Below are 24,937 nucleotides of genomic sequence, written 5' to 3'. Positions count from 1 at the left end.
GCTTCATCTCGCTGCGCAGGGCGCCGATCTCATGCTTCATCTCGCTGCGCAGCGCCCCGACCTCCTGCGCCAGTTGTTCCCGTGTCGCCAGCGTGGGCAGCACCGTGTCCATCCGCGTCTTCAAGGCCTGGACCTGGATCGCCAGCTCCACCGTCCCGCCACCGCTGCGATCGCCTCGCAGCCCACTGTCGATTCCTTGCATTGCCTTCTCCAGCTTCGATGACGAGTCCTGCTCGTCCCAGGCGACGACTCTGCCACCGGACGCGGCCGTCGACTTGCCAACCTTGGGGGAGCCGACGGGGGAGTGAGATCCCTCTTGCGGAGGATCAAGCGGGAACGACCGCGCGGTGGCTCGGATCGGACGGGGCGGCAGCCCGCGCCCGGGCGTGACGGATGACGCACCGCAGGCCCATTCGCCGGGCCGCGTCCCCGCCGTCATTCAAGTTCCGGGCGCCGGCGTCGATATGGAGCGGAAACGCCGTCAAAGGCGTCCCGCGCCCGCCAGGGCGCGGGTCCATCAACGCATAGCCATCTTTGGGGGACATCCATGATTCATCTCGTCGCCGGCCGATCGATCGGCCAGCGGCTCGGCGTGGTGCTGGGCCTGGTACTGCTGATCGCCTTCGTCGGCTCGGGCCTGAGCTACCTGGCACTGGGCCGCGTGGCCGCCGAGACCGACGTGATGCTCAACCAGGACCTGGCCGCCGAGCGCGTCGCCTCCGACTGGTACCGCAACATCACCAACGGCGTGAACCGCACCAGCGCGATCGCCGTCAGCGCCGACCCCAGCCTCGCCCAGTTCTTCGCCGCGACCTCGGCCGAGTCGACCCGGCAGTCGGGCGAGCTGCAGAAGCGGCTCGACGGCTACATGGTCACGCCGGACGAGCGCCGGATGTTCGACACGCTCAGCGAGGCCCGCAAGGGCTACCTGAGTTCGCGCGACGCGGTGGCCGCCAGCAAGAAGAGTGGAGACGCCGAGAAGGCGCGCGAGATCTTCGACCGCGACTTCCAGCCCGCCGCGGGCCGGTTCCAGGAAGCGATCCAGGCCATCGTGCAGCACAAGCGCAGCCTGCTGGACGAGGCCGCCCTGCAGCTCGACGCGACCAACCGCCGCGCGCGCACGGCGCTGCTGGTGTTCTCGCTGGTCGCGCTGGGCCTGGGCGCCTGGTTCGCGGTCGCGCTGACGCGCTCCATCACCCGCCCGCTGCAGGGCGCGGCCGAGGTCGCCGACGCCATCGCCCACTTCAACCTGACCCGGCCGGTGCCGGCCGGCGGCCGTGACGAGACCGGCAAGCTGCTGGGCTCGCTGGGCGGCATGCAGGCGCAGCTGCTCAAGCTGATCGGCGACGTGCGCGGCTCCGCCGAGAGCATCGGCACCGCCAGCGCCGAGATCGCCACCGGCAACCACGACCTGAGCGCGCGCACCGAGCAGACCGCCTCCAACCTGCAGGAGGTCGCGGCCTCGATGACGCAGCTGACCGGCACCGTGCGCCAGACCGCGGATTCGGCGATGACGGCCAACCAGCTGTCGAGCTCGGCCGCGGAGACCGCGCAGCGCGGCGGCTCGGTGATGGGCCAGGTGGTGGCGACCATGGGCGAGATCAGCGAGAGCTCGCGCCGCATCGCCGACATCATCGGCACCATCGACGGCATCGCCTTCCAGACCAACATCCTGGCGCTGAACGCGGCCGTGGAAGCCGCCCGTGCCGGCGAGCAGGGCCGCGGCTTCGCGGTGGTCGCCAGCGAGGTGCGCTCGCTCGCGCAGCGCAGCGCCGAGGCCGCCAAGGAGATCAAGACGCTGATCGGCGCCAGCGTCGAGCGCGTGGAATCGGGCTCGCGTCTGGTCGAGGACGCCGGTGGCGCGATGACCGAGATCGTCGCCAGCGTGCAGCGCGTGGCCGACATCATCGGCGAGATCAGCGCCGCCTCGCGCGAGCAGAGCGACGGCATCCAGCAGGTCAACGCGGCCATCGGCCAGCTGGACCAGATGACGCAGCAGAACGCGGCGCTGGTGGAGGAGTCGGCCGCCGCGGCCGAGAGCCTCAAGGAGCAGTCGCAGCGGCTGGCCGGTGCGATCTCGGTGTTCCGCCTGCGCTGAGGTCGACCGCGTCGCCGCCCCCGATCCGTGAGGCGGGCGGTCAGGCGCCGGTCAGAAGGTCAAGGTCTTCACGCCCTGCGCCGTGCCCAGCAGGCACACGCTTGCCTTGTTGCGGGCGAAGACGCCAACGGTGACCACGCCGGGCCACTGGCTGACCTCGGCCTCGAAGGCGGCGGGATCGGTGATTCGCAGGCCCTTGACGTCCAGGATGCGGCAGCTGTTGTCGGTCACGCAGTCCTGGCGCAGCACCGGCTCGGCGCCCATCGCGCGGAAGCGGCGCGCGATCTGGGCGGCGGCCATCGGGATCACCTCGACCGGCAGCGGGAACGCGCCCAGCACGTCGACCAGCTTGCTCTCATCGGCGATGCAGACGAAGGTCTGGGCCAGGTCGGCCACGATCTTCTCGCGCGTCAGCGCCGCGCCGCCGCCCTTGATCATGTGGCCCTGGCGGTCGATCTCGTCGGCGCCGTCGATGTAGACCTGCAGCGACTCGACCTCCGACGCGTCCAGCACCGGGATGCCCAGCGCCTTCATGCGCTCGGTGCTGCGCACCGAGCTGGACACCGCGCCGGCGATGCGCACGCCGCTGGCGGCCAGCGCGTCGATGAACTTGTCCACCGTCGAGCCGGTGCCCACGCCCACCACCGTGTCCGGCGTCACGTACTGCAATGCGGCCTGGCCGACCAGGGTCTTCAATTCGTCTTGGGTCATGGAGGGGCGAGCGACGGCTCGTCGTAGAGGGCCGGAAAACTGGCGGGAGAGGAAAGGCGGGATTATCTCCGCCGCTCAGGCGGGCGACGACCGCAGCCCGTACACCTTGCCGCCGACGAACAGGTACTCCGCCCGCAGCACTGCCGCGCCCTGCTCGCCCGGGGCGGCGAACCCGATCACCGATACCTGGGCGCCAGGTCTGATCTCTTCGACCTGCCAGGCCTCCAGCCGCGTCAGCGGCGCCAGCTCGACCTCCCAGCGCCGGTCGCGCCGCGTCGGCACCTGCGTCTTCGCGAGCAGGGCCTCGCCGTCGACGGCGGTCGTCTGCTTGGGCAGGACCCGCTGCTTCAGGTCGGCCGGCAGCACGAGCCGCTCCGGCACCTCCAGATCCAGCTCCGCATGCGGATTGCGCCAGGTCACCCTGGCCGCGCGGCCCTCCAGGTACAGCGGGCGGTCCTGGTCGAAGCCGCTCCACCCATGGTGGGCGCGGACGGCGGCGGGCATCAGGGGCGCGGCCGCGAGCGCGGCCAGCAACAGACGACGTTCCATCGAAGCCTCCTTGAAGGACGTGAAGGACGTGAAGGGCGTGAAGGACCTGGACGCGCTGGCGGGAAGGACGTCAGACGAAGGCGATCCAGCGCCCGCAGATGATGACAGCGACCCAAATCCCCAACGACAGCAGGCATTGCCAGCGGCCCAGGCGGTCCTGCGCCCGCACGCCGCCGCGCCAGTGGAACCAGGCCGCGTTCAGGCCCGCCACAGCGATCAGCGCGAGCTTCACCCGCAGCGCCGGGTTGACCCACAGCTCCTGCGGCTGGGTCGCGAACATGGCCGCGCCGGAGACGGCGCACAGCGCGAAGCCCGCCAGCGCCGTGGGAATCGCCAGTCGCGCCAGCGCGCCGGGATCGAGCTCGCGACGCGCGCCCAGGGTGCGCAGTTCAAAGACGAGCAGGCCGCCGAACAGCGCGCCCAGCCCGATCAGGTGCACGACCGAGAACGCGGGGTAGGCCCAGGGATGGGCCGCCAACGCCGTCAGCGTGTCCCACACGGCTCGGCACGCCGCTCACGCGCCTTGGCGGTCGCGGCGCTGGCGCACCGCGGCGGCCAGCGAGCGCAGCAGCGGCTCGGTCTGGCTCCAGCCCAGGCAGGCATCGGTGATGGACACGCCCGGCAGCAGGTCCGCCTTGGTCTGGCCCGCGAGCAGGTCCTGGCGGCCCGGCTGCAGGTGCGATTCGATCATCACGCCGGTGATGCGCGCGTCGCCACCGGCGATCTGCGCGCCGACATCCTGGCCGACGTCGATCTGGCGCTCGTACTTCTTCGACGAATTGGCGTGCGAGAAATCGATCATCAGCTGCTCGCGCAGGCCGGCCGCCTTCAGCACCTCGGCCGCCGCCTGCACCGAGGCCGCGTCGTAGTTCGGCGCCTTGCCGCCGCGCAGGATGAGGTGGCAGTCGTCGTTGCCGCGGGTCTCGAAGATCGCGGCCAGGCCCATCTTGGTCATGCCCATGAAGGCGTGGCTGGCGCGCGCGGCCAGCACCGCGTCGGCGGCGATCTTCACCGAGCCATCGGTGCCGTTCTTGAAGCCCACCGGGCAGGACAGGCCGGAGGCGAGCTGGCGGTGGCTCTGGCTCTCGGTGGTGCGCGCGCCGATCGCGCCCCAGGCGATCAGGTCCGAGATGTACTGCGGCGACAGCAGGTCCAGGAACTCAGTGCCCGCCGGCAGGCCCAGCGCGGTCACGTCCAGCAGCAGCTGGCGGGCCAGGCGCAGACCCTCGTTCATGTGGAAGCTGCCGTCCAGGTGCGGGTCGTTGATGTAGCCCTTCCAGCCCACCGTCGTGCGCGGCTTCTCGAAGTAGACCCGCATCACGACCAGCAGGTCCTGCTTCAACTCCTCGCGCAGGTCCTTGAGCAGGCGGGCGTAGTCCATCGCCTGGCCGTGGTCGTGGATCGAGCAGGGCCCCACCACGCACAGCAGCCGGTCGTCCCGGCCGTGCAGCACATCGCTGATCTCGCGCCGCGCCGTCTCGACGACCTCGAGCGAGGCCTCGGGCAGGGGCAGCTCGTCCAGCAGCAGCGCCGGCGAGATCAGCGGGCGGACCGCGTCGATGCGGGTGTCGTCGGTGCGGGTGGCGTCGCGGGTGGCGTCGGCGGAGCCGACTTCGCGGTCGTGCTGCGGATGGTCGAGGTGCTTCATGGCGGCGGCGCGTGCCCTCTCGGACACGGAAACGCGAAAAAGGAAGCGGCGATTATCCGCCGCCGCGCAATCCCGGACATCAACCGCCCCGCTTCATCGACGCCAGCCCCACCGCCGCGGCCGCGACGACGAATCCGGCCAGCGACAGCGCGCCCAGGTGCTCGTCCAGCAGCGCCACGCCCATCAGCGCCGAGACGCCGGGGATCAGGTAGAACAGCCGCGCCACCGCCGCCGCCTGACCGCGCCGGATCATCACGAACATCAGGCTGAAGGCGCCGATCGAGTTCACCAGGCCCAGCCACAGGGTCGCGCCGATCAGCTCGGCGCTCCAGTCCGCCACGCCGGGCTCGCGCCACAGCGCCAGGGCCGTCACCGCGAGCGCCGAGACCGTCATCTGGATGCCGCTGCCGGTGCGCAGGTCCATGCCGGCGCAAAAGCGCTTCTGGTACAGCGTGCCGGCCACCAGCCCCACCAGGCCGAGCAACCCGGCGCATAGGCCTGCCAGGCGCCACCGCCCAGGGGGCGATCCGCGATGACCAGCGCCACGCCCGCCAGGCCGCCCAGCATGCCCAGCCACTGGCGCGCGCTCAGGCGCTCGGCCAGCCACAGGTGCGCGCCCAGCGCGGTGGCCAGCGGCATCAGGCCGATCAGCAACGCGGCCACGCCGGTCGGCAGCCCCCAGGCGATCGCGCAGTAGACGCCGGAGAAGTGCAGCACCTGCATCAACAGCCCGACCACGCCGAGGTGGATCCAGGCCCGCGGCGTCTTCGGCCACGGCGCGCCGGTCGCCGCCGACACGCCGAGCAGCACCACCGCGGCCAGCCCGAAGCGCAGCGCGAGCAGGGTGAACGGACCGGCGTGCGGCAGCGCCAGCTTGCCGGCGAGGTAGCCGGTGCTCCACAGCAGGATGAAGAGCGCCGGCAGGCTCAGCGCGACCAGCGCGCCGAGCCGATCCGCGCCCGCGGTCGACGGGGTCGGCAGAGCGCCGTGGGTGGCAGTCGTCATGGCCAGTTCCTTTCCGAAGATCAATGGACGCACTCTAGAAACGCGCCGCTTCGGACACAATCCGCTCTACTTTCGTTTTAGAGTTTCCAGATCGAGAACAATCGGAGACCGCCATGGGACGCCTGGAAGACCTGCAGGCCTTTGCCCGCGTTGTCGACGCGCGCAGCTTCTCGGGGGCGGCCAAGCTGCTGGGCGCGACCAAGTCCGCCGTCAGCAAGCAGGTCGCGCGACTGGAGCAGCAGCTGGGCACCCGGCTGCTGCATCGGACCACCCGCAGCATCAGCCCCACCGCCGAGGGACGCGGCGTGTACGAGCGCGCGCTGCGGTTGCTCGAGGAGGCGCAGGCGCTGGATGCCGAGCTCGCCGGCCAGCGCGAGCAGCCCCGCGGCGTGCTGCGCCTGACCGATCCGCGGCGCTTCGGCGCGGTGGTCTGGTCGGACGGACTGGCCGTCGAGCCGGCGGCCAAGCTGCTGGCCCGGATCGGGCTGGAGCCCTTCGACATCGAATTCCACGGCCCCTACCTGCATGACGGTTTCCGCGGCCGGCGCGTGGCGGTGAAGCAGGCGATCCTGGCCGGCGACGTGGTCGTCGGCGCGGGCAACATCTATGCGTGCGAAGCGCTGTTCCTGGCCGGCGTCGATCCGCGCCTGGCGGCGGGCAAGCTGAGCCGGCCGCGCGCCGCGAAGCTGGCGGCGGCGCTGCGGCAGGTGCTGGGCGAAGCGCTCGAGGCCGGCGGCAGCACGCTGCGGGACTTCAAGGATGCGCACGGCGTGGCGGGCAGTTTCCAGATGCAGGCGCGCGTCTATGGCCGCGAGGGCGAACCCTGCCGCGCCTGCGGCACGCCGATCCGGCGCATCGTGCAGGGGCAGCGCTCGACCTTCTTCTGCCCGGTCTGCCAGAAGCGATGAACGCCAGAGCGATGAGCGCCAGAACGCCAGCCAAGAAGCAAGCCTTGAGAACAACGCCCGACTCCCCGATCCCCGATGCCGACCTGGACGCCCGCGTGGCGGCGCTGCGCGGCGACTTCGCCCCGCGGCTGCTCGCGTGGCAGCGCCGCGAGGGGCGGCACGACCTGCCGTGGCAGAACACGCGTGACCCGTACCGGGTCTGGCTGTCGGAAATCATGCTGCAGCAGACGCAGGTGACGACGGTGCTGGGCTACTACAAGCGCTTCCTGGAGCGCTTCCCCGACGTGGCCGCGCTGGCCGCGGCGCCCAGCGACGAGGTCATGGCCGCGTGGGCCGGGCTGGGCTACTACAGCCGGGCGCGCAACCTGCACAAGTGCGCGCAGGCGGTGGTCGAGCGCCATGGCGGCGCCTTCCCGCGCAGCGCCGCCGAACTGGCGGAGCTGCCGGGCATCGGGCGCTCGACGGCGGCGGCGATCGCGTCCTTCTGCTTCGGCGAGCGCGTGGCCATCCTGGACGGCAACGTCAAGCGCGTGCTGGGCCGGCTGCTGGCCTTCGACGGCGACCTGTCCTCGGCCGCGCAGGAGAAGCGCCTGTGGCGCCAGGCCGAGGCGCTGCTGCCGTCGTCGCCCGAGGACATGCCCGCGTACACGCAGGGCCTGATGGACCTCGGCGCCAGCCTGTGCGCGACGCGCAGCCCGCAGTGCCTGCTGTGCCCGGTGGCGGCGCTGTGCACCGGGCTGGCGCAGGGCGAGCCCACCCGCTATCCGGTCAAGACCAAGAAGCTCAAGCGCGGCCAGCGGGAGAGCTGGTGGCTGTGGCTGGAGCACGAGGGCCGCGTCTGGCTGCAGCAGCGGCCGGCCGAGGGCGTCTGGGGCGGGCTCTGGACGCTGCCGCTGTTCGACGACGAGGCCACGCTGACCGCGCAAAGCGCTGCACTGGGCGTGGCGGCGCCGGAACCGCTGCCGCGGGTCAAGCATGTGCTGACGCATTTCGACTGGCTGCTGCATCCGCGCCGGGCGCTGCTGCCGCGCGAGACGCGACCGGCGGGCGAAGGCGTGTGGGTCGAGCGCGAGCGGCTGGGCGAGTACGCGTTGCCGGCGCCGCTGAAGAAGCTGCTGGACTGAGGCGGCCGCGCGCTGGGCGGCGACCCCCGGTTTCCGGGTCGGGCGCGGGGTTCCGCCGGTCCCCGGCGGGCGCCGCTCCGTTATGCTCCCGCGATTGCCAGAACGGGCCACGACAGGCCCGCGCACGCCACCATCGCATTCAGGGACACCATGTCGAACGACGTCAAGCCGGGCCGGGCCGCAGCCCTCAAGAGCGCACTGGAATCGGCCTTCATCGCGGTGCTCGCCAGCGGCGTTTGCCTGTGGTTCCTGATCAGCGAGACGCAGGTGCCCGGCGAGGGCGATCCCGCCAAGCTGACCATGTTCGGCCTGGGCCTGTTCGCCGGCCTGTGCGCGCATTTCGCCTACATGGGCATCGCGCTCAAGCGCGCCGGGCGCAACGTGGTGCTGTGGCTGCTGCTGATGCTGGTGCTGATGCCCTTCGCCTCGGTGGTGCTGGGCATCCTGCTGTTCAACCAGGTGCAGGAGATGGAGCAGGCACGCGAGGAGGGCGGCGCGAGCGCCGTGTGAGCGGGCGGCTCAGCGGGCGTCCAGCTCGCGGTGCCGCTTCAGCACCTGGCCGTGGTAGGCGAACTGCTTGGCCAGCGTCTCGACGAGATAGACCGAGCGGTGCTGGCCGCCGGTGCAGCCGATGGCCACGGTCAGGTAGCTGCGCTGGTCCTGCGCGAAGTTGGGCAGCCACTGCGCGATGAAGGCGCCGATCTGGCTCAGCATCAAGCGCACCTCCGGCTGGCCTTCCAGGTAGGCCGCGACCGGCTCGTCGCGGCCGGTGAAGGGCCGCAGCTCGCGGTCGTAATACGGGTTGGGCAGCACGCGCACGTCGAAGACGAAGTCCGCGTCGCTGGGCACGCCGTGCTTGAACGCGAAGGACTCGAACACCAGCGTCAACGAGGCGCCGCTGACATGCACCAGGTCCCGCAACCAGCCGCGCAGCTGCGCCGGGCGGAGCTGGCTGCTGTCGATGACGGTGGATTCCATCCGCAGCGGCGTCAGCAGCTCGCGCTCGAGTGCGATCGCCTCCTGCAGCGCGCGGTGGGTGTCGCTGTCCTCGTTGCCGACGCGCAGCGGATGCGGGCGGCGCGTCTCGGAGAAGCGGCGCAGCAGCGTGTCGTCGTCGGCGTCCAGGAAGATCGAGCGCAGCGACACGCCTTCCTGGCGCATGGTCTTGATGTGGCCCAGCAGCTGCGGCAGCGAGCCGGCGCTGCGCACGTCCACCGCGATGGCGACGCGCCGCCAGCCGCGCTGGCGCTCCAGGTCGAGGAACTGCGGCAGCAGCTCGGGCGGCAGGTTGTCGACGCAGAAGAAGCCGGCGTCCTCGAGCGCATGCATCGCGATCGATTTGCCGCCGCCGGACATGCCGGTGACGAGCACCACCTCGCCGCGCGCGAGTTGGCATTGGGCGTGGCCTGGGGCGCCGGTACCGGCGCGGTGTGGGGCGCGCTCATGGCTTGACCTTCCTGCCGGCGGCCGTGGGCGCGGCGGCCGCGGCCGGTGTGGACTTGGCGGACAGGTCCAGCATCTCCTGCGCATGCGCCAGCGAGGTCGACGACAGGCGCTCGCCGCCGAGCATGCGGGCGATCTCGGCGGTGCGGGCTTCGCCGGCGATGGGGCGGACCTCGGAGTTGGTCTTGCCGTCCTTGAGCGCCTTGGCGACGAGGAAGTGGTGATCGGCGCAGGCGGCGACCTGCGGCAGGTGGGTGACCGCGAGCACCTGCACCCGCTGGCCGAGCTGCTTCATCAGGCGGCCGACGGTCTCGGCGACCGCGCCGCCGACGCCGGCATCGATCTCATCGAAGATCAGCGTGCCGGCGCCGCTGTTCTGCTGGCTGGTGGTGACGGCGATGGCCAGCGCGATGCGCGAGAGCTCGCCGCCCGAGGCGACCTTGGCCAGCGGGCGCGGCGTGCTGCCGGCGTGGCCGGCGACGAGGAACTCGGCCGATTCCATCCCGAAACCCTGCGGCTCGTCCTGCGCCAGCAGCGCGACCTCGAAGCGGCCGCCGGCCATGCCGAGCTGCTGCATCGCCTGCGACACCGCGTTCGACAACGCCGGCGCCGCCTTGGCGCGCGCGGTGCTGACGGCCTTGGCTTCCTTCTGGTAGCGCTTGAGCGCGTCGGCCTGGCGGGCCTGCAGCGCATCGAGGTCGGAGGCGGCGTCGAGCTGCGCGAGTTCGGCCTTCCATTCGGCGAGCAGCGCCGGCAGCTCGGCCGGCTGGCGGCGATAGCGGCGGGCGAGCGTGACCCAGGCGGACAGGCGGTCGTCGAGCTGCCGCAGCCGGTCCGGATCGAGGTCGGCCGCATGCAGGTAGGCGCCGAGGCTGTGCGCGGCGTCCTGCAGCTGGGCCTGCGCGCCCAGCAGCGCGTTGACGGTGTCCTGCAGCCCGGCGTCGTAGCCGAGCACGTCCTGCAGCGCGGACAGCGCTTCGTCGGTCAGCGACTCGGCGTTGATCTCGGCCTCGGCGATGCGCTCCAGCGCGCCGCGCGCGGCGTCCATCAGCGATTGCGCATGCGACAGGCGCTGGTGCTCCGCGTTGAGTTCGTCCCACTCGTCGGCGCCGGGCGCGAGGCGGTCGACCTCGCCGATCTGCCAGCTCAGACGCTCATGCTCGCGCGCCAGGTCGGCCTGCCTGGACTGCGCGGCGCCCAGCGCCTCGCTGGCCTGGCGCCAGTCGCTGAAGGCAGCGGCCATCGGCCGGGTCTCGATCTGGGCGAAGCTGTCCAGCAGCTCGCGCACGCTGGCCGGGCGGGTCAGGCCTTGCCAGGCGTGCTGGCCGTGGATGTCGAGCAGGTGCTCGGCCAGCTCGCGCAACTGGGCGACGGTGGCGGTGCCGCCGTTGATCCACGCGCGGCTCTTGCCTTGGGCGTCTATGACGCGGCGCAGCAACAGCGTGTCCTCGGCGCCGTCGGTGGTGTCGAAGCCGGCTTCCTCCAGCCAGGCGGCGAGGGCGGCGGGGCGGTCGAACTCGGCGGAGATCTCGGCGCGGGCGGCGCCCTCGCGCACGACGGCGGCGTCGCCGCGCGAGCCCAGGGCCAGCTGCAGCGCGTCGATCAGGATGGACTTGCCGGCGCGGTTTCGCCGGTGAGGGCGGAGAAACCGGCGGCGAAGTCCAGCTCCAGCGCCGGGACGATGACGAAGTCCTTGAGGCTCAGGCGGCGCAGCATCAGGTGTTTCCTTCGTTCCAGCGGAGCTTGCGGCGCAGCGTGGCGTAGTAGGACCAGCCGCGCGGATGCAGGAAGGGCGCGCGGTGCTGGGAGCGGCGCACGGTGATGCAGTCGCCGTGCAGCAGCGAGGCCAGGGCTTGCATGTCGAAGTTCACCGAGGCGTCGCGGCCGGCGACGATGGTCAGGCGCACCTCGCCGCTGTCGGGCAGGACGATGGGGCGGTTGGAGAGCGCGTGGGACGCGATCGGCAGCAGCACCCAGCCGGCGATGCCGGGGTGGAGGATGGGGCCGCCGGCGGACAGCGCGTAGGCGGTGGAGCCGGTGGGGGTGCCGACGATGACGCCGTCGGCGCGCATGTTGGCGACGAACTCGTCGCGACGTCCACGCGCAGCTCGACCATGGCGGCGGTGGCGCCGCGGGAGACGACGACATCGTTGAGGGCCACGCCGGAGAAGATCTGCTCGCCGTCGCGGAACACGGCGCCTTCGAGCAGGGAGCGGTGCTCGATCTCGAAGTCGCCGGCGAGGATGGGGGCGAGGGCGTCGCGGAACTGGTCGGCGGAGATGTCGGTGATGAAGCCCAGGCGGCCCTGGTTGATGCCGACCAGGGGCAGGCCGTAGCGGGCGACTTGGCGGGCGAAGCCGAGCATGGTGCCGTCGCCGCCGACGACGATGGCCAGGTCGCACTGGGTGCCGAGTTCGGCGTGGGTCAATGCGGGGAAGGCGGTGATGCCGGTGCTGTCGGCGGTTTCCTGTTCGAGGGAAACATCCAATCCCTGGGAGGCGACAAAATCGGCAATCTCTTCCAGGATGGGCCGGATGCCCCGGGACTGGGGTTTTCCGACGATGGCCACGTGACGGAAGCGCTTGGACATAGCGCGGAATTACACCACAGCGAGGTGGCGGGGCCGGGGGTGGGAAGGGGTGCCGCTGGTGGCTTCACTAGAATGAAAAACATGCTCGACGACCGCGCGAAAACACTGCTGAAGGCTCTGGTGGAGCGGTACATCGCCGACGGCCAGCCGGTGGGCTCCCGCACGCTGTCGAAGGCGTCGGGGCTGGAGCTGAGCCCGGCGACGATCCGCAACGTGATGGCCGACCTGGAGGAGCTGGGTCTGATTGCCAGCCCGCACACCAGCGCGGGGCGGATTCCGACGGCGCGGGGTTACCGGCTGTTCGTGGACACGCTGCTGACGGCCAAGCCGGGGATGCCGCGCGAGGCGGGGTCCTTCGAAAGCCAGCTGCTGCCGGATCAACCGCAACGGGTGATCGCGAACGCGGCGCAGCTGCTGAGCAGCCTGTCGAGTTTCGTGGGGGTGGTGACGTCGCCGCGCAAGACGGCGGTGTTCCACCACATCGAGTTCCTGCGGCTGGGCGAGCGCCGGGTGCTGGTGATCATGGTGTCGCCGGACGGGGACGTGCAGAACCGGCTGGTGTTTACGGCGCAGGACCTGTCGCAGTCGGACCTGACGGAGGCGAGCAACCGGCTGAACGCGCATTACGCGGGGCTGAGCCTGGACGTGGTGCGGGACCGCCTGCGGCTGGAGGTGGACCAGTTGCGCGGGGAGATCGCCAAGCTGATGAGCGCGGCGGTGGACGTGGGCCAGCAGGGGTTGCAGGAGCACGAGCCGATGATCATTTCCGGCGAGCGCAACTTGCTCACGGTGCAGGACTTCAGCCACGACATGGGCAGCCTGCGCAGGATGTTCGACCTCTTCGAGCAGAAGACGCAGCTGATGCGGCTGCTGGATGTGTCCTCGCGCGCGGAGGGGGTGCGGATCTACATCGGCGGCGAGAGCCAGGTGGTGCCGGTGGAGGAGCTGTCCATCGTGTCGGCGCCGTATGAGGTCGATGGGGAGGTGGTCGGGACGCTGGGGGTCATCGGCCCGACGCGGATGGCCTACGACCGGATGATCGAGATCGTCGACATCACGTCGAGGATGGTGAGCAATGCGTTGTCGCAGAAGTAGCGGCGACGGCTCGGCGGGAATGCGCTAGCGCACCGTTAGAATCCGCCGCTCCGGTGCAAGGCCGGAGCACGCGAATCCGCCAGGGTTCGTATATGCGCATTACCCCCAGGGGGCCGTTAGCTCAGTTGGTTAGAGCAGAGGACTCATAATCCTTTGGTCACAGGTTCAAGTCCTGTACGGCCTACCAATAAAATCAAGCATTTGCGCCATTTGTTGGCACACCATCCGGCAATCTGCATTGCCCATGTGGCCGGTATGTAGCCAAAAATGGCGTTGCAGCGGTTGGACGTCAAGTTCGCTCGGGTAGTCGCTTGAACAACCGCCGGCACCGACCCGTGGCATAGGCCGTTGACCAGCTCGGCAATTCGGCTAGGCAAGGAGCCACCACGCGATTTGCAGCCGCCGAACTTTCGAACGGTGTCTGGGGCTTCTATGTTTTGAGCGCCGGCAATGCATAATCGGTTTTTCAAGCGGACCTGCGCCAGCTACGCTGGCTGGTCCGCTTAGCGCCGACGTTAGCCAGCAGTTCAACCGGAGCTATAGATCGTGGCAAGCAAGTTTCTCGGCGTCGATGGCCGGTACCACCCAGCAGGTTCATTTCTGGGAGTCGACGGCAAATACCATCCTCAGGGCTACTTTCTCGGAACCGACGGCAAGTACCACCCCGCCGGCTCCTTCCTCGGACAGGACGGCCGGTATCACCGTAAGGGCGAAGTGTTGGGGCGTGATGGCAAGTACCACCCCGCCACCAACTTTCTCGGGCAAGACGGCCAGTACCACGCTGCAGGTTCATTCCTCGGGCAGGACGGGCGCTATCACCCAAAAGGCGCGTTCCTCGGGCAAGACGGCAAGTACCACCCGGAGAGCTGCTTTCTCGGGCAGGACGGTCGGTATCACTACGCTGGGTCGTTTCTTGGACAGGATGGGCGCTATCACATCGCTGGCGCGTTTCTCGGAACTGATGGCAAATACCATCCGCAAGGCTCATTTCTCGGTGTGCACGGACAGTATGTTGAGCCTGAGGGTGCAGGTGAAATGGATCGGAAGAACCAGGATGGAGTTGACTGTTGATGCTGGCTAACCCTGCGCTCAAGCGGACCTGCGCCAGCTTCGCTGACTGGTCCGCTTAGCTGGAACGTTAGGCGGCGCAAGGTGCACCCCGTTTCCACGGTTCTGAGAACTCATCATGCCTATTGAGTTTGCGAGCGCGGCCCTCGGCGGCGCCATCGGTCTCATCGGTGGTCTCGGCGGCATCGCGCTTGGCCATAGATTGACCGAACGTCGGGATATTCGGTCTCGATGTATCGCCGGATTGAATGATGTCGTTCGTGAACTCGAGAAGCGTCGGCGTCTGTCGCTCGACATTGCTCAGCACGTCAACACTTATGCGGCAGAGGCAACAGGAGATGAACGCAAGAGCATCTTCGATCAGCCGGGCTGGAAAGATGCCACTCTGTCATTGCAGGAACGTACATGGGTCTTCCCCTGCATTGCATACCTCCCTTCAGTGAAGCCAGACTTCGAGCGGCTAGACCATCTCATTTTTCTGTTGCTAGAGAAGGCCGAGGGCAATGTTGACGAGGCCAAGTACAACGCCCAAATCACAGAAATGCATAGCATCGTCGGCAAGATTCTCACCGCAGTTCAGGAACGTTTAGCCGAGCTGGTCTAGGAGTCAAAGTGTGCTCCTTCCGGAAGCAACGGTGGCATCCATGCGAATTCTTGATGACCGTCCCAGACGGTGTCCGCTGTGACCTTTGAATTGCCCCGTGGACAGCCGCGGGCCACCAGCCGCGCTGGGGGCGGGCTGCTGTGCGTTGCCATCGGGCTCTATCTGCTTGCCGGAGCAGCGCGGGTGCTCACCGGCACTTGGCCGTTATTCCTAACTCCGCAGTTGGACGGAATCGCCGCGCTGCTGTCCTGGCTGCCTGAACCCTACGGGACATTTGCAGCCGGTGCCGTTGTCGGGCTCTTAGGCCTTGCATCCGTTGCTGGTGGGCTCGCGCTGTGGACCCGGCCTGCCGTACGTACGGGCAAGGTCGTGCCCAAAGCCTGAGATAAGGCCGCCGCTAGGCCACCGCGCGCAGCAACGTTGCCCCCTTGGTTGCATCAAAGGTCACGCCCGCCTGTTCCAACATCCAAGCTTTGATGCGCTCGTGATGTATGCGCAGCAGATCCAACGGCCGAACGGTGTAGTGCTTCTCAGCCGTGGCGCTGGGCTTGTGGCCCATGAGGTGGGCGACGACGCCGGCCGGAATCCCCAGCCACTCCGTCAGCGACTTGAACGAACGCCGCAGACCGTGCAGCGTCAGCCCTTCGATGCCCGCCACCGTACAGGCGCGGTCGTGCGCCTTGTGAGGGAGGCTCACGGCCTTGGCTTGTATGCCCTGTACGGACGAGGGGCTGGCGAACACCCATGCGTTCGTACGAAGTAGGGCGCTCAGTACATACGTTGCGTACGGGGGCAGCGGAATTTCCCGCTCGCCCTCGACCTTGTCTCGTATACGTACGCCCTCCCAATTTCAGGTTGAGGTCTTCCCAGCGCAGCGCCAGCCATTCGCCGGGCCGCTCGCCGACGAGCTATGGCTACTTCTCTTCATAGGCTACTCAATAGTTGCTACAGAATCCCGGAATGCAGAGCATTCAGGGAGCTCCGTGACTACTGTCCAAACAGCGTCGTTCATTCGCCTTGACCGCGGTCAACTCTATGACCGTGTTGCCATACGCGCCGTCTTCGAGCCTCTCGTTGAGGGAAAGCTCGGGGGGCCATGGCAAAGCGGCATCATTCAAGCTCCCAAGGGCAGCGGAAGCTACGTCTTCCTTGTGACACTCGACGGCGGGCGCTACGAGGATGTGCTCTACGAGGACGGCTACCTCCGCTGGAAATCCCAGGACCAACAGCGCTTGGACATGCCGGCGATCCAGCGCTTCATCGCGCACGACTCTGAGCGCAACAACATTCACCTATTTATTCGGGCAGCCAAGCAGCGCGACTACGTGTATCTCGGCCTTCTCGAATACGTCGATCACGACCGAGAGAAACAGAACCCTTGCGAGTTTGTTTGGCGCGTGATGCGCTGGGAGTTGACAGGCGCGGACCTCAAGCAAATGGGGCTGCCTTTCGAGCCGGCGCTGATGCCGGTTGCAATCCAGGCCGTTTCGGTCAATTTAGACGTCGCGTTGGAGCAAGAACGTGCTCCGAGACTTCACGCTCCCGGCGGTGTCAAGACCCAAGCGGTCCTTTCCGATACGCAAGGCGGCGATGAGATTGACTGGGCTCTCCGCGATAAGAGAAATCGTGAACTCGGATTGAGCGGCGAGCACCTTGTGCTCAAGCATGAGAGGGAGAAGCTCGCTGAGGCCGGACGGCAGGATCTTGCCGACAGAGTCGAGCACGTTGCTCTTGTCGACTCTCGCGCCGGTTATGACATCCGATCTTTTGAAGTCAATGGATCTGAAATCTTCATCGAGGTGAAGACGACTTCGGGACCTAAGACCGCAGCTTTTTTCATTTCCGCCAATGAGGTACGGGCGTCCATTCGCAATCCGGACGCCTTCCGCATCTATCGAGTCTTCGGTGTCGGCAGAGATCCGAAGCGCGCTGGCGTCTATGTTCTCAAAGGCGATATGACCCGCGTGCTGGAGCTCACGCCCTCCGTGTACCGTGCTCGCCCCTCAGGAGAACCAACTGATGAATGATTTTCGAACGTTGGTCGTATGCCGCCTGAGTTCTGCGTTTCCTGCCGCTCAATGGAGTGCTGTGTGACAGAGGCCGAAGTGATTACGATCGTCTGCGGGCTTGGTGGCCTTGTTATCTCCATATGGTCGTTGCAAGTGGCCAGGCGAGCAGAGCGAGGACAGCGAGAAGCTGCGCTTGCAGCCAACGTGCACGAGCGTAGGAACTCGGCCGCGATGCATCTTCAAAAATACAGCGATCTGCTTGCGGAGGTACGAGATACAACGAAGGCGGCAAAACAGGCGATCCATACCTGTGCCGACGACGTTCTTATGAGTCTGGCGTACCTTGTCGATGATGTAGCGCTCCACAATCCGCCAGGACACAACCGCCATCTGTTTCACCAGATGAGTGAGGAAATCTTCAATGCGTTCGGGCCAGAGCTTTCCTTTCAGTACGTGGAGAACGTTACTTGGCGATTTGGAGGCGTACGGCGGCGCTTGCGAGAACTCAGCGATTCTTGCAAGCACCTTGGGCCAGGCTTGGGGGATGAAGATGAGGGATTGATCGCGCGGCTGCTTGCGCGTTTGCGCCATCCTTTTGGCACCTCCGATCGCCTTCCGCCCGAAGCACGCGTGTTGTCTTCGCCGGGCTTTGTCGCCATTTACCGCAATCTGGATTCCCGACTGAGGGGCGAATTGGGGCGGCGCTTGATGCTTGATTCGATCGAGCGCGTCGAGAGATTTTGCGAAGTACAAAGTAAGCTGCAGACGGTTTTCGATTCAAATCACGCACGCCTAGCAGCAGCTTTAGATAGGAACTCGACGGAAGAGTTTAAGGTCGAGGAGTCTGGCCAGCTTTACGCGAGGATCGAGGCGGAAATGAGATCCCTTGGATTGCTATCTCGACTGGGGCTGAACGACCTCAAGCATTTTCGAGACCACGACGTCCTAGATGCGTTGCCGGAGTTCGTCTATTCAGGCGCTGTTCTCTTCACCATCGCGCAAGTATCAGACTGGTCGAGGTTCTCCAGCGAGCCCATGCGTCATTAGAAAATTCACGTCGGCTGCGCAAGCTTGTCGCACAGATAACCGTCGACTCACGCCGCCCTCGTCCCCCTACAAACCGGATACGTCGAGCACCCATAAAACTGGTCGCCGGCATTGGGCCCACGTTTCGCGACTCGCCTGACCATCGCGCTTGAGCACAGCGGGCAGACGACCATCGTCATCTCCGCGTTCGCCCGCTCATCGCGCACAGTGGCCGCCTTCCCAGGCCCACCCGTCCTCGCGACTTCCAGCAGTTCCTTCAACCTCGCCCCATCGACGAGCCTGACATTCCGCCCCTGCGCGAACGCCATCGCCTCGGTGGTGAACCTCCCCGACGTCACCACGAACCCGCCCGCCGCGCCTCTGGCCGCCATCACGCCGTAGAGCTCCCGCACCACGTCGACGCCGACCTTCTGGGCCTTCCAGTGCTTGCACTGCACGACGTAGGTCTCGTTGCCGTTCGTGACCGGCTTGCGGAGCACCAGGTCGATGCCGCCATCCGGGCCGCCGCCGCCCGTCTCCACCACGGCATAGCCCTTGCGCCGGAACGCCTCGCCGATCAGCAGCTCGAACTCGTGCCAGGTCATGCCGTCCACGGCCGCGGCGTCCTGCGATCGCAATGCCTCCTCGAGCAGCTTCCCGCGCCGGTATCGACGCACCGCCGACACCACCGCCGCCGCGAGCAGCAAAACCGGTACGACGTACTGCCCGAAGGTTGCGAGACCCCGAAGCACCGCGCCGACGAGGAGCTTGTCCATCTGATTCAGCGCCTGCGCCGGATCCACCGTCGCCGGCGCCTTCGACGCCAACGCATGCAGCGCCACGTACGCCACCGCCGCCAGAGCCACGCAGGCCCACCACGGCATCAACGCGAAGAGGTCGATGACCGTCTCCGCGTCGCTCTTCTTCTTTCTGGCCATTCGGCTCTCTCCCTGAAGATCTCTGGCGAGCATAGCGAGCGCCGTGGTCTTGAAGCCGTCCCGACGCGTGGAGGAGGCGAATGGACCGTTATGGAGTTCTCGTTTCGCGGAGGGCGGTGCTCTTCATCACGATTCACCCGCCTGAAAACGTCGTGATTGCCTTGCCCGGTGCGTTGCCCCAAGTTCTTCCATGTCCTGGTCGACTGCCGCTGAATCTTCACTGCGCGTCCTCACGACGCTCGCGCTCGCTGCATTCGTCGGTGCTGCTCACGCAGATGCACCGCCGCCCGCCACGCCGTGCTCGATCGTCGCCTTCGTCGAGGAGACCGATCCCGCCGGTCTGAACGTCCGCGCCGCGCCGAATGCGAAAGTCCGCGTGCTGGGCACGCTGCCGCCCGTGTGGGTCGACAAGGCCTCGGGCACCTGGATCCGCATCCGTGTCGAGATCACCGTGAGCGACTCCCGGTTGGTTCCGAATCCGCAATGCGCTGGATGATGAGGACCTCACCGGCCGGCCACCGCGGCCCACGTTCGCGGGCGAGTGGTGGCATCGCCGCCCAAGCCGGCGCGCCACCCTCGCTCCCCCGAACGAGAGAGCCGCAATCGCCGCCGCCGAATCAACATCGGGATGACCTCACCTCCCTCGTTCCGATGCAGTACCGCTTCCTCCCTTCGCTCGTGCACGCGGGTTTCGCGCTCATCGCGGCTGGCGCCCAGGCCCAATCCAGCGTCACGATCTACGGCCGCCTGAACGTCTCCCTCGAGCACGCCGATGCCGCGCGCGCGCCACGTGATCGCGCGGTCAATCGCGAGTCCAACAACCGCTCCGTCATCGGCTTTCGCGGCGCCGAGGACCTGGGCGACGGCTACCAGGCGGTGTTCCAGATCGAAGGCTCGCTGGCGCTCGACACCGGCGCCGGGACATCGCTCGCCAACCGCGACACGCGCGTCGGCCTGCAGACGCCCTACGGACTGGTCTTCGCCGGTCATTGGGGAACGCCGTACCTGCTGGCCACCAGCACCCTCGACCCCTGGTACCCGACCACCGCCGGCTACATGGCGCTGATGGCCAACGGCTCCGCGCCCACCACCAACCACCTCGGCAACACCGCGTCCTTCGACCGGCGCCAGCAGAACATCGTCCAGTACTGGAGCCCTACCTGGCGAGGACTTACCGGCCGCGTCGCGTACGCCCTCAACGACGGCGAGATCGGCCCCGGTGGCTCGAAGCCCGACCTGTGGTCCGCCTCGCTCAGCTGGGACGACGGCCCCTGGAACCTCTCCCTCGCGCACGAGCAGCACCGCGGCTATCAGGGCCCAGGTCGCACGGACACGGCGACCAAGCTCGGCGCCGCGTATCGCGTCGGTCCGGCCCGCCTGACTGGCGCCATCGAGCGCCTCCGGTATGAAACGCCACTCGGCCCGTTGACCCGCACCGCGCTCTTCATGGTGGCCACCTGGCAGGTCGACCGCTTCAACCTGCGCGCGAGCTTCACCGACGCCGCCGACGGCAAGGGGCCGGCGGGCGCGCGGATCGGCTTCGTCTCGGCGGGCGACGCCACGGGCGCGCGGCAATGGACGCTGGGCGCGGACTACACGCTCTCGCCGCGCACCGGCCTCTATGCGTATGTCTCGCGCATCGACAACCAGGCCCGCGCGGCCTACGACTTCGCCATCAACCCGCTGGGCGTGGGAGTGGGGGAGAAGCCGACGGTGGTCGCGCTCGGACTGCGGCACGCGTTCTGACCGACCCGTCGGACCACCCCTGTCCCTCATTGCGGCCAGGCATATCCATATGCGGGGGAATGCCAACGACTGGTGGCAACATCGGCCCCTTCTACGAACAACGAGGGGCCTCATGAAAGCCTTCCGCACTTCCCTGATCGCCGCCGCGCTGCTCGCCGGCGCTTCCCTCGCGGCCCAGGCCGCCGACCTGCTCGACGACGTGAAGTCGCGCGGCACGCTGCGGGTGGCCGTCGAGGGCACCTACCCGCCGTTCAACTTCAAGGACGCCAAGGGCCAGCTCGACGGCTTCGACGTCGACATCGCCAAGGCGATCGCCGCCAAGCTGGGCGTGAAGCCGGAATTCACCACCACCGAATGGAGCGGCATCCTCGCCGGCCTGCAGGCGGGCAAGTACGACGTCATCGTCAACCAGGTCGCCGCCACCGACGAGCGCCGCAAGACCTTCGACTTCAGCGCGCCCTACGTCACCTCCTATCCGCAGCTGATCGTGCGCGCCAACGAGACCCGGCCGCTGCAGTCGCCGGCCGACCTCAAGGGCAAGAAGATCGGCGTCGGCCAGGGCAGTAACTTCGCCGACCTGGCCAAGACCTGGGACGGCGCCGAGGTGCGCACCTATCCCGGCGCCACCGAGTACCTGCAGGACCTGGCCACCGGCCGCATCGACGCCGCCCTCAACGACAGCCTGCTCATCCCCTACCTGAAGGAAAAGACCAAGCTGCCGATCAAGGCCGGCGCCGCCATCGGCAAGCCCGCCACCAACGCGATCCCGTTCCGCAAGGGCAGCCCGAAGTTCCAGGCCGCCATCGACAAGGCGATCGCCGATCTCCAGGCCGACGGCACCTACGCCCGGATCTCGACCAAGTGGTTCGAGCGCGACGTGAGCAAGCCCATCGACAACAAGTGATCCCTGGCCGGCGCGCGGTCCACGCCGCGTGCCGGCCGGCGCCGGCCGTGGCTCAGTCGGCTGTCGTTCAGATGGCCGTCGCTCCGGTCACCATCGCTCGGGTGCCCATCGCTCAAATGGTCATCGCTCAGGTGGCCAGCGTGTCTCTCCCCGCCGCGCGCGACAGTTCGTCGACTGCGCCGCCCTCCAGCACGATCACCCGCTCCGCGGCCGCGATCGTGTCCGGCCGGTGCGCGATCATCAATCGCGTCAGCGGCAACCGGGCCAGGTTGGCGGTCACCGCGCGCTCCCGCGTGACGTCGAGGTGGCTGGTCGCCTCGTCGAGCGCCAGGATCCTTGGTCGCCGATAGATCGCCCGCGCCAGCAGCACCCGCTGCTTCTGCCCCCCCGACAGGCCGCTGCCCAGGTCCCCGACCAGGGTCTGGTAGCCCATCGGCATCCGGCAGATGTCCTCGTGGATCTGCGCGAGCATCGCGGCGGCCTGCACCCGCTCCGGATCGGGCTGCGTGTCGAAGCAGGCGATGTTGTCCGCGAGCGATCCGGTCAGCAGCACGTCCTCCTGCATCACCGTGCCGATCTGCCGGCGCACGTTCCTCAATCCGAGCTGCCGCATCGGCATGCCGCCGTAGCGCACCTCGCCCTCCTCGGGCGCCAGCAGCCCCAGCAGCACCTTCAGCAGCGTCGTCTTGCCCGAGCCGCTCGGGCCGGTGATCGCGATGCTCTGGCCGGCAGGCACCGTCAGGTTCACGTGGCGCAGGATCCAGGGCTCGCGCTCGCCGTAGCGGAAGCTGACGTCGCGCAGTTCCAGGCTGGCCTCCAGGTGCGCGAGGTCATGGTCCGGCACCTCGTCGGGTTCGGGCGGCTCGAGCGCGATGTCGGCCAGGCGTTCGGCATGCAGGCCCAGCATCCGCAGTTCCACCGCGTAGTTGATCAGCGCCGACACGCGGCCGGTGAACTGGCCCTTGTAGCTGAGGAACGCGAACAGCATGCCCACCGTCATCGTGACCGTGCCGGCCTGTTGCCCGTCCAGGATGAGCCCGGCGCCGAGGAACAGCACCAGCAGGTTCTCCACGCCGAAGAGGAAGGTGTTGGCGGTGCTCATCGCCATCGACAGCTTGGCGGTGCGGACATCGCGGTTCTGGACCTCGACGATCAGGTTCTGCCATTGCGCGCGCCGCTCCTGCTCGCGGCCAAAGAGCTTCAGGGGCGTCATCGCCCGCAGGGTCTCGAGGAAGTGCGTGCTTTCCCGCGCGGCGACGACCAGCCGTTCGGCGGCCGCGTCGCGCAGCGGCCGGTAGGCGGCCCAGCGCAGCAGGCCGTACAGCAGCACGGCGGCGATCACGACCAGCGCCAGCGGCCAGGCATAGATCAGCATCATGACCAGCGCGGCCACACCCATCAGGCCGTCGAGGAGGGCCTCGATCGCGGCGGTGGTCAGCGTCTTCTGGATCGCGTCGACCGCGCCGAAGCGCGAGGTGATGTCGCCGAGGTGGCGCCGCTCGAAGAATCCGACCGGCAGCCGCAGCAGGTGGGCGAAGGTGTTGCCCCGCCATTGCAGCGACAGCGTCTGCGTCAGCAGGACCAGCATCCACGAGCGCGCCAGGCCGAGCGCCGTCTGGGTCACCAGCAGCAGGCCGAAGCCGATCAGCAGCACCTTGAGCAGGTCGCGGTCGCCCGAGGTGAGGACGTCGTCGATGATGAGCTGGTTGCACAGCGGCGCGACGATCGCGAACAGCTCCAGCACCAGCGCGACGAGCAGGATCTGCACCAGCGATCGACGCAGGCCGAGCACCTTGCCGGTGAGCGCGGCGAGCGACACCCGCGGCGGCGGCGCGGCGGGCTTGAAGTCGGCGTTGGGCGTCAGTTCGACGGCGACACCGGTGAAATGGGCGGAGACCTCGTCAAGGCTCAGCCGGCGTTCGCCGACGGCCGGATCGAGCACGGTCACGCTGCCGCGGCGGACCCGGGCCAGCACCACGAAGTGGTTCATGTCCCAGTGCAGGATGCAGGGCAGCGACAGCTTGGCGAGGAAGGGCAGGTCCAGCTTCAGCGGCCGGCCGGAGAAACCGATGCCCGCAGCCACCTCCAGCAGGTCGCGCAGCTTCATGCCCTTGAGCGCGACCGGGAAGCGCCGGCGCAGGTCCTGCAGCGTCGTGGCCTGGCCATGGGCCGTCGCGATCATCGCCAGGCAGGCCAGGCCGCATTCGGCCACCTCGGATTGAAGGATCGGGGTGGGCCGGGTCATGAATCCTCCTGCCGCACGACGATGACGTAGGGGCCGCCGCCCGGCGTCACCGTGACCTCATGGACCTGTTCCTCCAGAGGCACGACCACCGCGGGGCCGCGGGCGGTCCGCCGGACCTCGAGGTTCACGGGCGCGCCGCTGGCATCGCGTCCGGTCACGGTCAGCGCATCGTCGAGCGGCAGGAAGGTCACATCGGCGCACTGCAGGTCTCGCGCTTGCAGCGCCTGCAGCCAGCCCTGGGCCTTGAACATGGCCACCGCCTGTGCGCAGGCCTCGCGCAGACCGTCGACCGGGTAGCGGTCATCGGCGCGCGGGGCGATCGCGATCCAGTATTCGAGCGACACGCTGCCTTTCGGCCGATTGACGACGAATCGGGCCTTCGCGGCGTCGACCGCGAATGCGGCGGGCAACGGGGCCCATCCTTTTCTTGTCGGGATGGGAATGAGAGTGTCGGCGTCCTCGACCGCGAGCGCGAGCTGCTCGAAGGAGAAGGTGGCGGGATCCGATGGCAGCAGGCGCAGGTACCACTGCACCCGGTCCTGCGGACCCGGGTAGGACTTGACGAAGGCCAGAGCCTGGCCCGCCCCGCGAAAGGGAATGTGATGCCGATGGACGGACTGTCCGGAGATCTCGGACCGGGGGAGCGGGATCGGGTCCCGGAGCTCGGGCTCGGCCGAAGCGCCGCCGAGGACCGCGAAGCCGATCAACCCGAGCAGGCCGGTGAACAGGGTGCGTTTCATTGCTGGAGGCTGTCATGCGCCGTCGCGGCGCGACGCGGTGAGCGGCCAGCCACGGAGGTGGCCGGCCGCAGGTGAGGTCGAGTCAACGCAAGGTCTGGGCAGGCGCATCAGCTGACGCGCGCGGCCACCGGGCCGGTCAGCCCGAAGTGCGCGCCGAGGTAGGACGCGGCGCAGCGGACCATGAACTTGGCGAACTTGGACAGGAATCCGCCGCCGCCATGCACTTGATCGATCTCGTCTTGAGTCAGTTCCGTCATTTCAATCTCCGTCAGTTGAAGGGCCGAGAACGGTCGGCCGCCGTTTCCCCGGCGTCGATCACTCGCCGCCGGAAGATCGATGTCCCGCTAGATCCGCCTGGCCGTCGCCAGCAGCGGTTCCAGCAGCCACTCCCAGATGCGCCGGTGCTCCAGCGTCACGTCGGCGTCGAGCGCCATGCCGGCGCGCAGCGGCAGATCGCGGCCATACGCGGCGATCGCCTGGCGCTCC

At 68.2% G+C, this 24,937-nt stretch carries 25 protein-coding genes, 1 tRNA gene and 2 pseudogenes; 13 read left to right on the top strand and 15 right to left on the bottom strand.

Annotated elements, in window-relative coordinates; genetic code table 11:
- Positions 1-202: hypothetical protein (locus FUT87_RS01855; protein WP_222617021.1), on the bottom strand; the 202-nt coding region annotated here is incomplete at its 3' end.
- A gap of 345 nt (positions 203-547) precedes the next feature.
- On the opposite strand from FUT87_RS01855, the gene FUT87_RS01850 reads away from it, so the two are divergent.
- Complete coding sequence (locus tag FUT87_RS01850; RefSeq protein WP_091724231.1) at positions 548-2,098, top strand: methyl-accepting chemotaxis protein; 1,551 nt, start codon at positions 548-550, stop codon at positions 2,096-2,098.
- Positions 2,099-2,149: 51 nt separating this feature from the next.
- Here FUT87_RS01850 and rpiA read toward each other — a convergent pair whose 3' ends face one another.
- The 6 genes from rpiA to FUT87_RS01825 form a co-directional block, all read right to left on the bottom strand.
- On the bottom strand, positions 2,150-2,809 hold the full coding sequence (rpiA, locus tag FUT87_RS01845) for a ribose-5-phosphate isomerase RpiA (RefSeq protein ID WP_147239872.1): 660 nt from the start codon (positions 2,807-2,809) through the stop codon (positions 2,150-2,152).
- Positions 2,810-2,884: 75 nt separating this feature from the next.
- Complete coding sequence (locus FUT87_RS01840; RefSeq protein ID WP_186830308.1) at positions 2,885-3,358, bottom strand: DUF6152 family protein; 474 nt, start codon at positions 3,356-3,358, stop codon at positions 2,885-2,887.
- A 70-nt stretch (positions 3,359-3,428) separates the two neighbouring features.
- Positions 3,429-3,857 (bottom strand): hypothetical protein, encoded by a 429-nt coding sequence (locus tag FUT87_RS01835; protein WP_255511611.1) that lies wholly within the window; start codon positions 3,855-3,857, stop codon positions 3,429-3,431.
- Between the two features lie 15 nt (positions 3,858-3,872).
- On the bottom strand, positions 3,873-5,006 hold the full coding sequence (locus FUT87_RS01830; protein WP_091724229.1) for a 3-deoxy-7-phosphoheptulonate synthase: 1,134 nt from the start codon (positions 5,004-5,006) through the stop codon (positions 3,873-3,875).
- 79 nt (positions 5,007-5,085) lie between these two features.
- Positions 5,086-5,469 (bottom strand): EamA family transporter, encoded by a 384-nt coding sequence (locus FUT87_RS30215; RefSeq protein WP_255511610.1) that lies wholly within the window; start codon positions 5,467-5,469, stop codon positions 5,086-5,088.
- Positions 5,397-6,011 carry a DMT family transporter gene (locus FUT87_RS01825; protein WP_255511609.1) on the bottom strand — a complete coding sequence of 205 codons (615 nt, stop codon included), beginning with the start codon at positions 6,009-6,011 and terminating at the stop codon, positions 5,397-5,399. The genes FUT87_RS30215 and FUT87_RS01825 overlap by 73 nt, the downstream gene beginning before the upstream one ends.
- Before the next feature lie 113 nt (positions 6,012-6,124).
- On the opposite strand from FUT87_RS01825, the gene FUT87_RS01820 reads away from it, so the two are divergent.
- The 3 genes from FUT87_RS01820 to FUT87_RS01810 all read left to right on the top strand — a co-directional run bounded on the left by FUT87_RS01820 (position 6,125) and on the right by FUT87_RS01810 (position 8,553).
- A complete protein-coding gene (locus FUT87_RS01820) occupies positions 6,125-6,919 on the top strand; it encodes a LysR family transcriptional regulator (protein WP_310735092.1) in 795 nt (264 codons plus the stop codon).
- Between the two features lie 11 nt (positions 6,920-6,930).
- Positions 6,931-8,043, top strand: coding sequence for an A/G-specific adenine glycosylase (gene mutY, locus FUT87_RS01815; RefSeq protein ID WP_147239871.1), 1,113 nt, complete (start codon positions 6,931-6,933; stop codon positions 8,041-8,043).
- A 150-nt stretch (positions 8,044-8,193) separates the two neighbouring features.
- On the top strand, positions 8,194-8,553 hold the full coding sequence (locus tag FUT87_RS01810; RefSeq protein WP_091721350.1) for a hypothetical protein: 360 nt from the start codon (positions 8,194-8,196) through the stop codon (positions 8,551-8,553).
- A gap of 9 nt (positions 8,554-8,562) precedes the next feature.
- Here the strand turns inward: FUT87_RS01810 and rapZ are convergent, their stop codons facing one another.
- The 3 genes and pseudogenes from rapZ to FUT87_RS01795 form a co-directional block, all read right to left on the bottom strand.
- On the bottom strand, positions 8,563-9,417 hold the full coding sequence (rapZ, locus tag FUT87_RS01805) for an RNase adapter RapZ (protein ID WP_404935343.1): 855 nt from the start codon (positions 9,415-9,417) through the stop codon (positions 8,563-8,565).
- A gap of 67 nt (positions 9,418-9,484) precedes the next feature.
- Positions 9,485-11,202, bottom strand: a pseudogene (recN, locus tag FUT87_RS01800) (DNA repair protein RecN).
- Positions 11,202-12,076: pseudogene (locus tag FUT87_RS01795) on the bottom strand (NAD kinase). Before FUT87_RS01795 ends, recN begins: the two co-directional pseudogenes overlap by 1 nt.
- An 81-nt stretch (positions 12,077-12,157) precedes the next feature.
- On the opposite strand from FUT87_RS01795, the gene hrcA reads away from it, so the two are divergent.
- The 4 genes from hrcA to FUT87_RS01775 all read left to right on the top strand — a co-directional run bounded on the left by hrcA (position 12,158) and on the right by FUT87_RS01775 (position 14,843).
- Entirely contained in the window at positions 12,158-13,171 is a 1,014-nt protein-coding gene (gene hrcA, locus FUT87_RS01790) for a heat-inducible transcriptional repressor HrcA (RefSeq protein ID WP_091721362.1), read from the top strand.
- A gap of 110 nt (positions 13,172-13,281) precedes the next feature.
- A tRNA-Ile gene (locus FUT87_RS01785) sits at positions 13,282-13,358 on the top strand.
- Between the two features lie 359 nt (positions 13,359-13,717).
- Positions 13,718-14,242, top strand: a complete 525-nt coding sequence (locus tag FUT87_RS01780; protein ID WP_147239869.1) for a hypothetical protein — start codon at positions 13,718-13,720, stop codon at positions 14,240-14,242.
- Positions 14,243-14,357: 115 nt separating this feature from the next.
- A complete protein-coding gene (locus FUT87_RS01775; protein WP_147239868.1) occupies positions 14,358-14,843 on the top strand; it encodes a hypothetical protein in 486 nt (161 codons plus the stop codon).
- 397 nt (positions 14,844-15,240) lie between these two features.
- On the opposite strand, the gene FUT87_RS01770 is transcribed toward FUT87_RS01775, so the two are convergent.
- Entirely contained in the window at positions 15,241-15,639 is a 399-nt protein-coding gene (locus FUT87_RS01770) for an integrase (protein WP_404935344.1), read from the bottom strand.
- 187 nt (positions 15,640-15,826) lie between these two features.
- Between FUT87_RS01770 and FUT87_RS01765 the strand changes: the two genes are divergently transcribed.
- Both FUT87_RS01765 and FUT87_RS01760 read left to right on the top strand, forming a co-directional pair.
- Positions 15,827-16,870: a DUF3427 domain-containing protein gene (locus tag FUT87_RS01765; RefSeq protein WP_147239867.1), complete on the top strand. Its 1,044-nt coding sequence runs from the start codon at positions 15,827-15,829 to the stop codon at positions 16,868-16,870.
- A gap of 63 nt (positions 16,871-16,933) precedes the next feature.
- Entirely contained in the window at positions 16,934-17,899 is a 966-nt protein-coding gene (locus FUT87_RS01760; protein ID WP_147239866.1) for a hypothetical protein, read from the top strand.
- Positions 17,900-17,946: 47 nt separating this feature from the next.
- On the opposite strand, the gene FUT87_RS01755 is transcribed toward FUT87_RS01760, so the two are convergent.
- Positions 17,947-18,816: a restriction endonuclease gene (locus tag FUT87_RS01755; RefSeq protein ID WP_147239865.1), complete on the bottom strand. Its 870-nt coding sequence runs from the start codon at positions 18,814-18,816 to the stop codon at positions 17,947-17,949.
- A 190-nt stretch (positions 18,817-19,006) separates the two neighbouring features.
- Here FUT87_RS01755 and FUT87_RS01750 point away from each other — a divergent pair, with 190 nt between their 5' ends.
- From FUT87_RS01750 to FUT87_RS01740, 3 genes are all read left to right on the top strand, one after another.
- Positions 19,007-19,312 (top strand): SH3 domain-containing protein, encoded by a 306-nt coding sequence (locus tag FUT87_RS01750; protein WP_147239864.1) that lies wholly within the window; start codon positions 19,007-19,009, stop codon positions 19,310-19,312.
- 155 nt (positions 19,313-19,467) lie between these two features.
- On the top strand, positions 19,468-20,562 hold the full coding sequence (locus tag FUT87_RS01745; RefSeq protein WP_147239863.1) for a porin: 1,095 nt from the start codon (positions 19,468-19,470) through the stop codon (positions 20,560-20,562).
- 112 nt (positions 20,563-20,674) lie between these two features.
- Positions 20,675-21,466 (top strand): transporter substrate-binding domain-containing protein, encoded by a 792-nt coding sequence (locus FUT87_RS01740; RefSeq protein WP_091721396.1) that lies wholly within the window; start codon positions 20,675-20,677, stop codon positions 21,464-21,466.
- A gap of 127 nt (positions 21,467-21,593) precedes the next feature.
- Here FUT87_RS01740 and FUT87_RS01735 read toward each other — a convergent pair whose 3' ends face one another.
- The 3 genes from FUT87_RS01735 to FUT87_RS28275 form a co-directional block, all read right to left on the bottom strand.
- Complete coding sequence (locus tag FUT87_RS01735) at positions 21,594-23,711, bottom strand: peptidase domain-containing ABC transporter (RefSeq protein WP_147239862.1); 2,118 nt, start codon at positions 23,709-23,711, stop codon at positions 21,594-21,596.
- Complete coding sequence (locus FUT87_RS01730) at positions 23,708-24,451, bottom strand: hypothetical protein (RefSeq protein ID WP_147239861.1); 744 nt, start codon at positions 24,449-24,451, stop codon at positions 23,708-23,710. Before FUT87_RS01730 ends, FUT87_RS01735 begins: the two co-directional genes overlap by 4 nt.
- A gap of 107 nt (positions 24,452-24,558) precedes the next feature.
- Positions 24,559-24,708, bottom strand: coding sequence for a hypothetical protein (locus tag FUT87_RS28275; RefSeq protein WP_183485208.1), 150 nt, complete (start codon positions 24,706-24,708; stop codon positions 24,559-24,561).
- Positions 24,709-24,937: the final 229 nt, after the last annotated feature.

The sequence above is a fragment of the Mitsuaria sp. TWR114 genome, assembly GCF_007997345.1.
This window is presented reverse-complemented; position numbering and strand designations above follow the sequence as displayed.

Coding starts and splice junctions, on each gene's coding strand:
- rpiA (WP_147239872.1), bottom strand. CDS start 2,809: ATGACCCAAGACGAATTGAAGACCCTGGTCGGCCAGGCCGCATTGCAG.
- FUT87_RS28275 (WP_183485208.1), bottom strand. CDS start 24,708: ATGACGGAACTGACTCAAGACGAGATCGATCAAGTGCATGGCGGCGGC.
- mutY (WP_147239871.1), top strand. CDS start 6,931: ATGAGCGCCAGAACGCCAGCCAAGAAGCAAGCCTTGAGAACAACGCCC.
- FUT87_RS01825 (WP_255511609.1), bottom strand. CDS start 6,011: ATGACGACTGCCACCCACGGCGCTCTGCCGACCCCGTCGACCGCGGGC.
- FUT87_RS01745 (WP_147239863.1), top strand. CDS start 19,468: ATGCAGTACCGCTTCCTCCCTTCGCTCGTGCACGCGGGTTTCGCGCTC.
- FUT87_RS01740 (WP_091721396.1), top strand. CDS start 20,675: ATGAAAGCCTTCCGCACTTCCCTGATCGCCGCCGCGCTGCTCGCCGGC.
- FUT87_RS01750 (WP_147239864.1), top strand. CDS start 19,007: ATGTCCTGGTCGACTGCCGCTGAATCTTCACTGCGCGTCCTCACGACG.
- FUT87_RS01820 (WP_310735092.1), top strand. CDS start 6,125: ATGGGACGCCTGGAAGACCTGCAGGCCTTTGCCCGCGTTGTCGACGCG.
- hrcA (WP_091721362.1), top strand. CDS start 12,158: ATGCTCGACGACCGCGCGAAAACACTGCTGAAGGCTCTGGTGGAGCGG.
- FUT87_RS01840 (WP_186830308.1), bottom strand. CDS start 3,358: ATGGAACGTCGTCTGTTGCTGGCCGCGCTCGCGGCCGCGCCCCTGATG.
- FUT87_RS01775 (WP_147239868.1), top strand. CDS start 14,358: ATGCCTATTGAGTTTGCGAGCGCGGCCCTCGGCGGCGCCATCGGTCTC.
- FUT87_RS01850 (WP_091724231.1), top strand. CDS start 548: ATGATTCATCTCGTCGCCGGCCGATCGATCGGCCAGCGGCTCGGCGTG.
- FUT87_RS01730 (WP_147239861.1), bottom strand. CDS start 24,451: ATGAAACGCACCCTGTTCACCGGCCTGCTCGGGTTGATCGGCTTCGCG.
- FUT87_RS01755 (WP_147239865.1), bottom strand. CDS start 18,816: ATGGCCAGAAAGAAGAAGAGCGACGCGGAGACGGTCATCGACCTCTTC.
- FUT87_RS01810 (WP_091721350.1), top strand. CDS start 8,194: ATGTCGAACGACGTCAAGCCGGGCCGGGCCGCAGCCCTCAAGAGCGCA.
- FUT87_RS01735 (WP_147239862.1), bottom strand. CDS start 23,711: ATGACCCGGCCCACCCCGATCCTTCAATCCGAGGTGGCCGAATGCGGC.
- FUT87_RS01830 (WP_091724229.1), bottom strand. CDS start 5,006: ATGAAGCACCTCGACCATCCGCAGCACGACCGCGAAGTCGGCTCCGCC.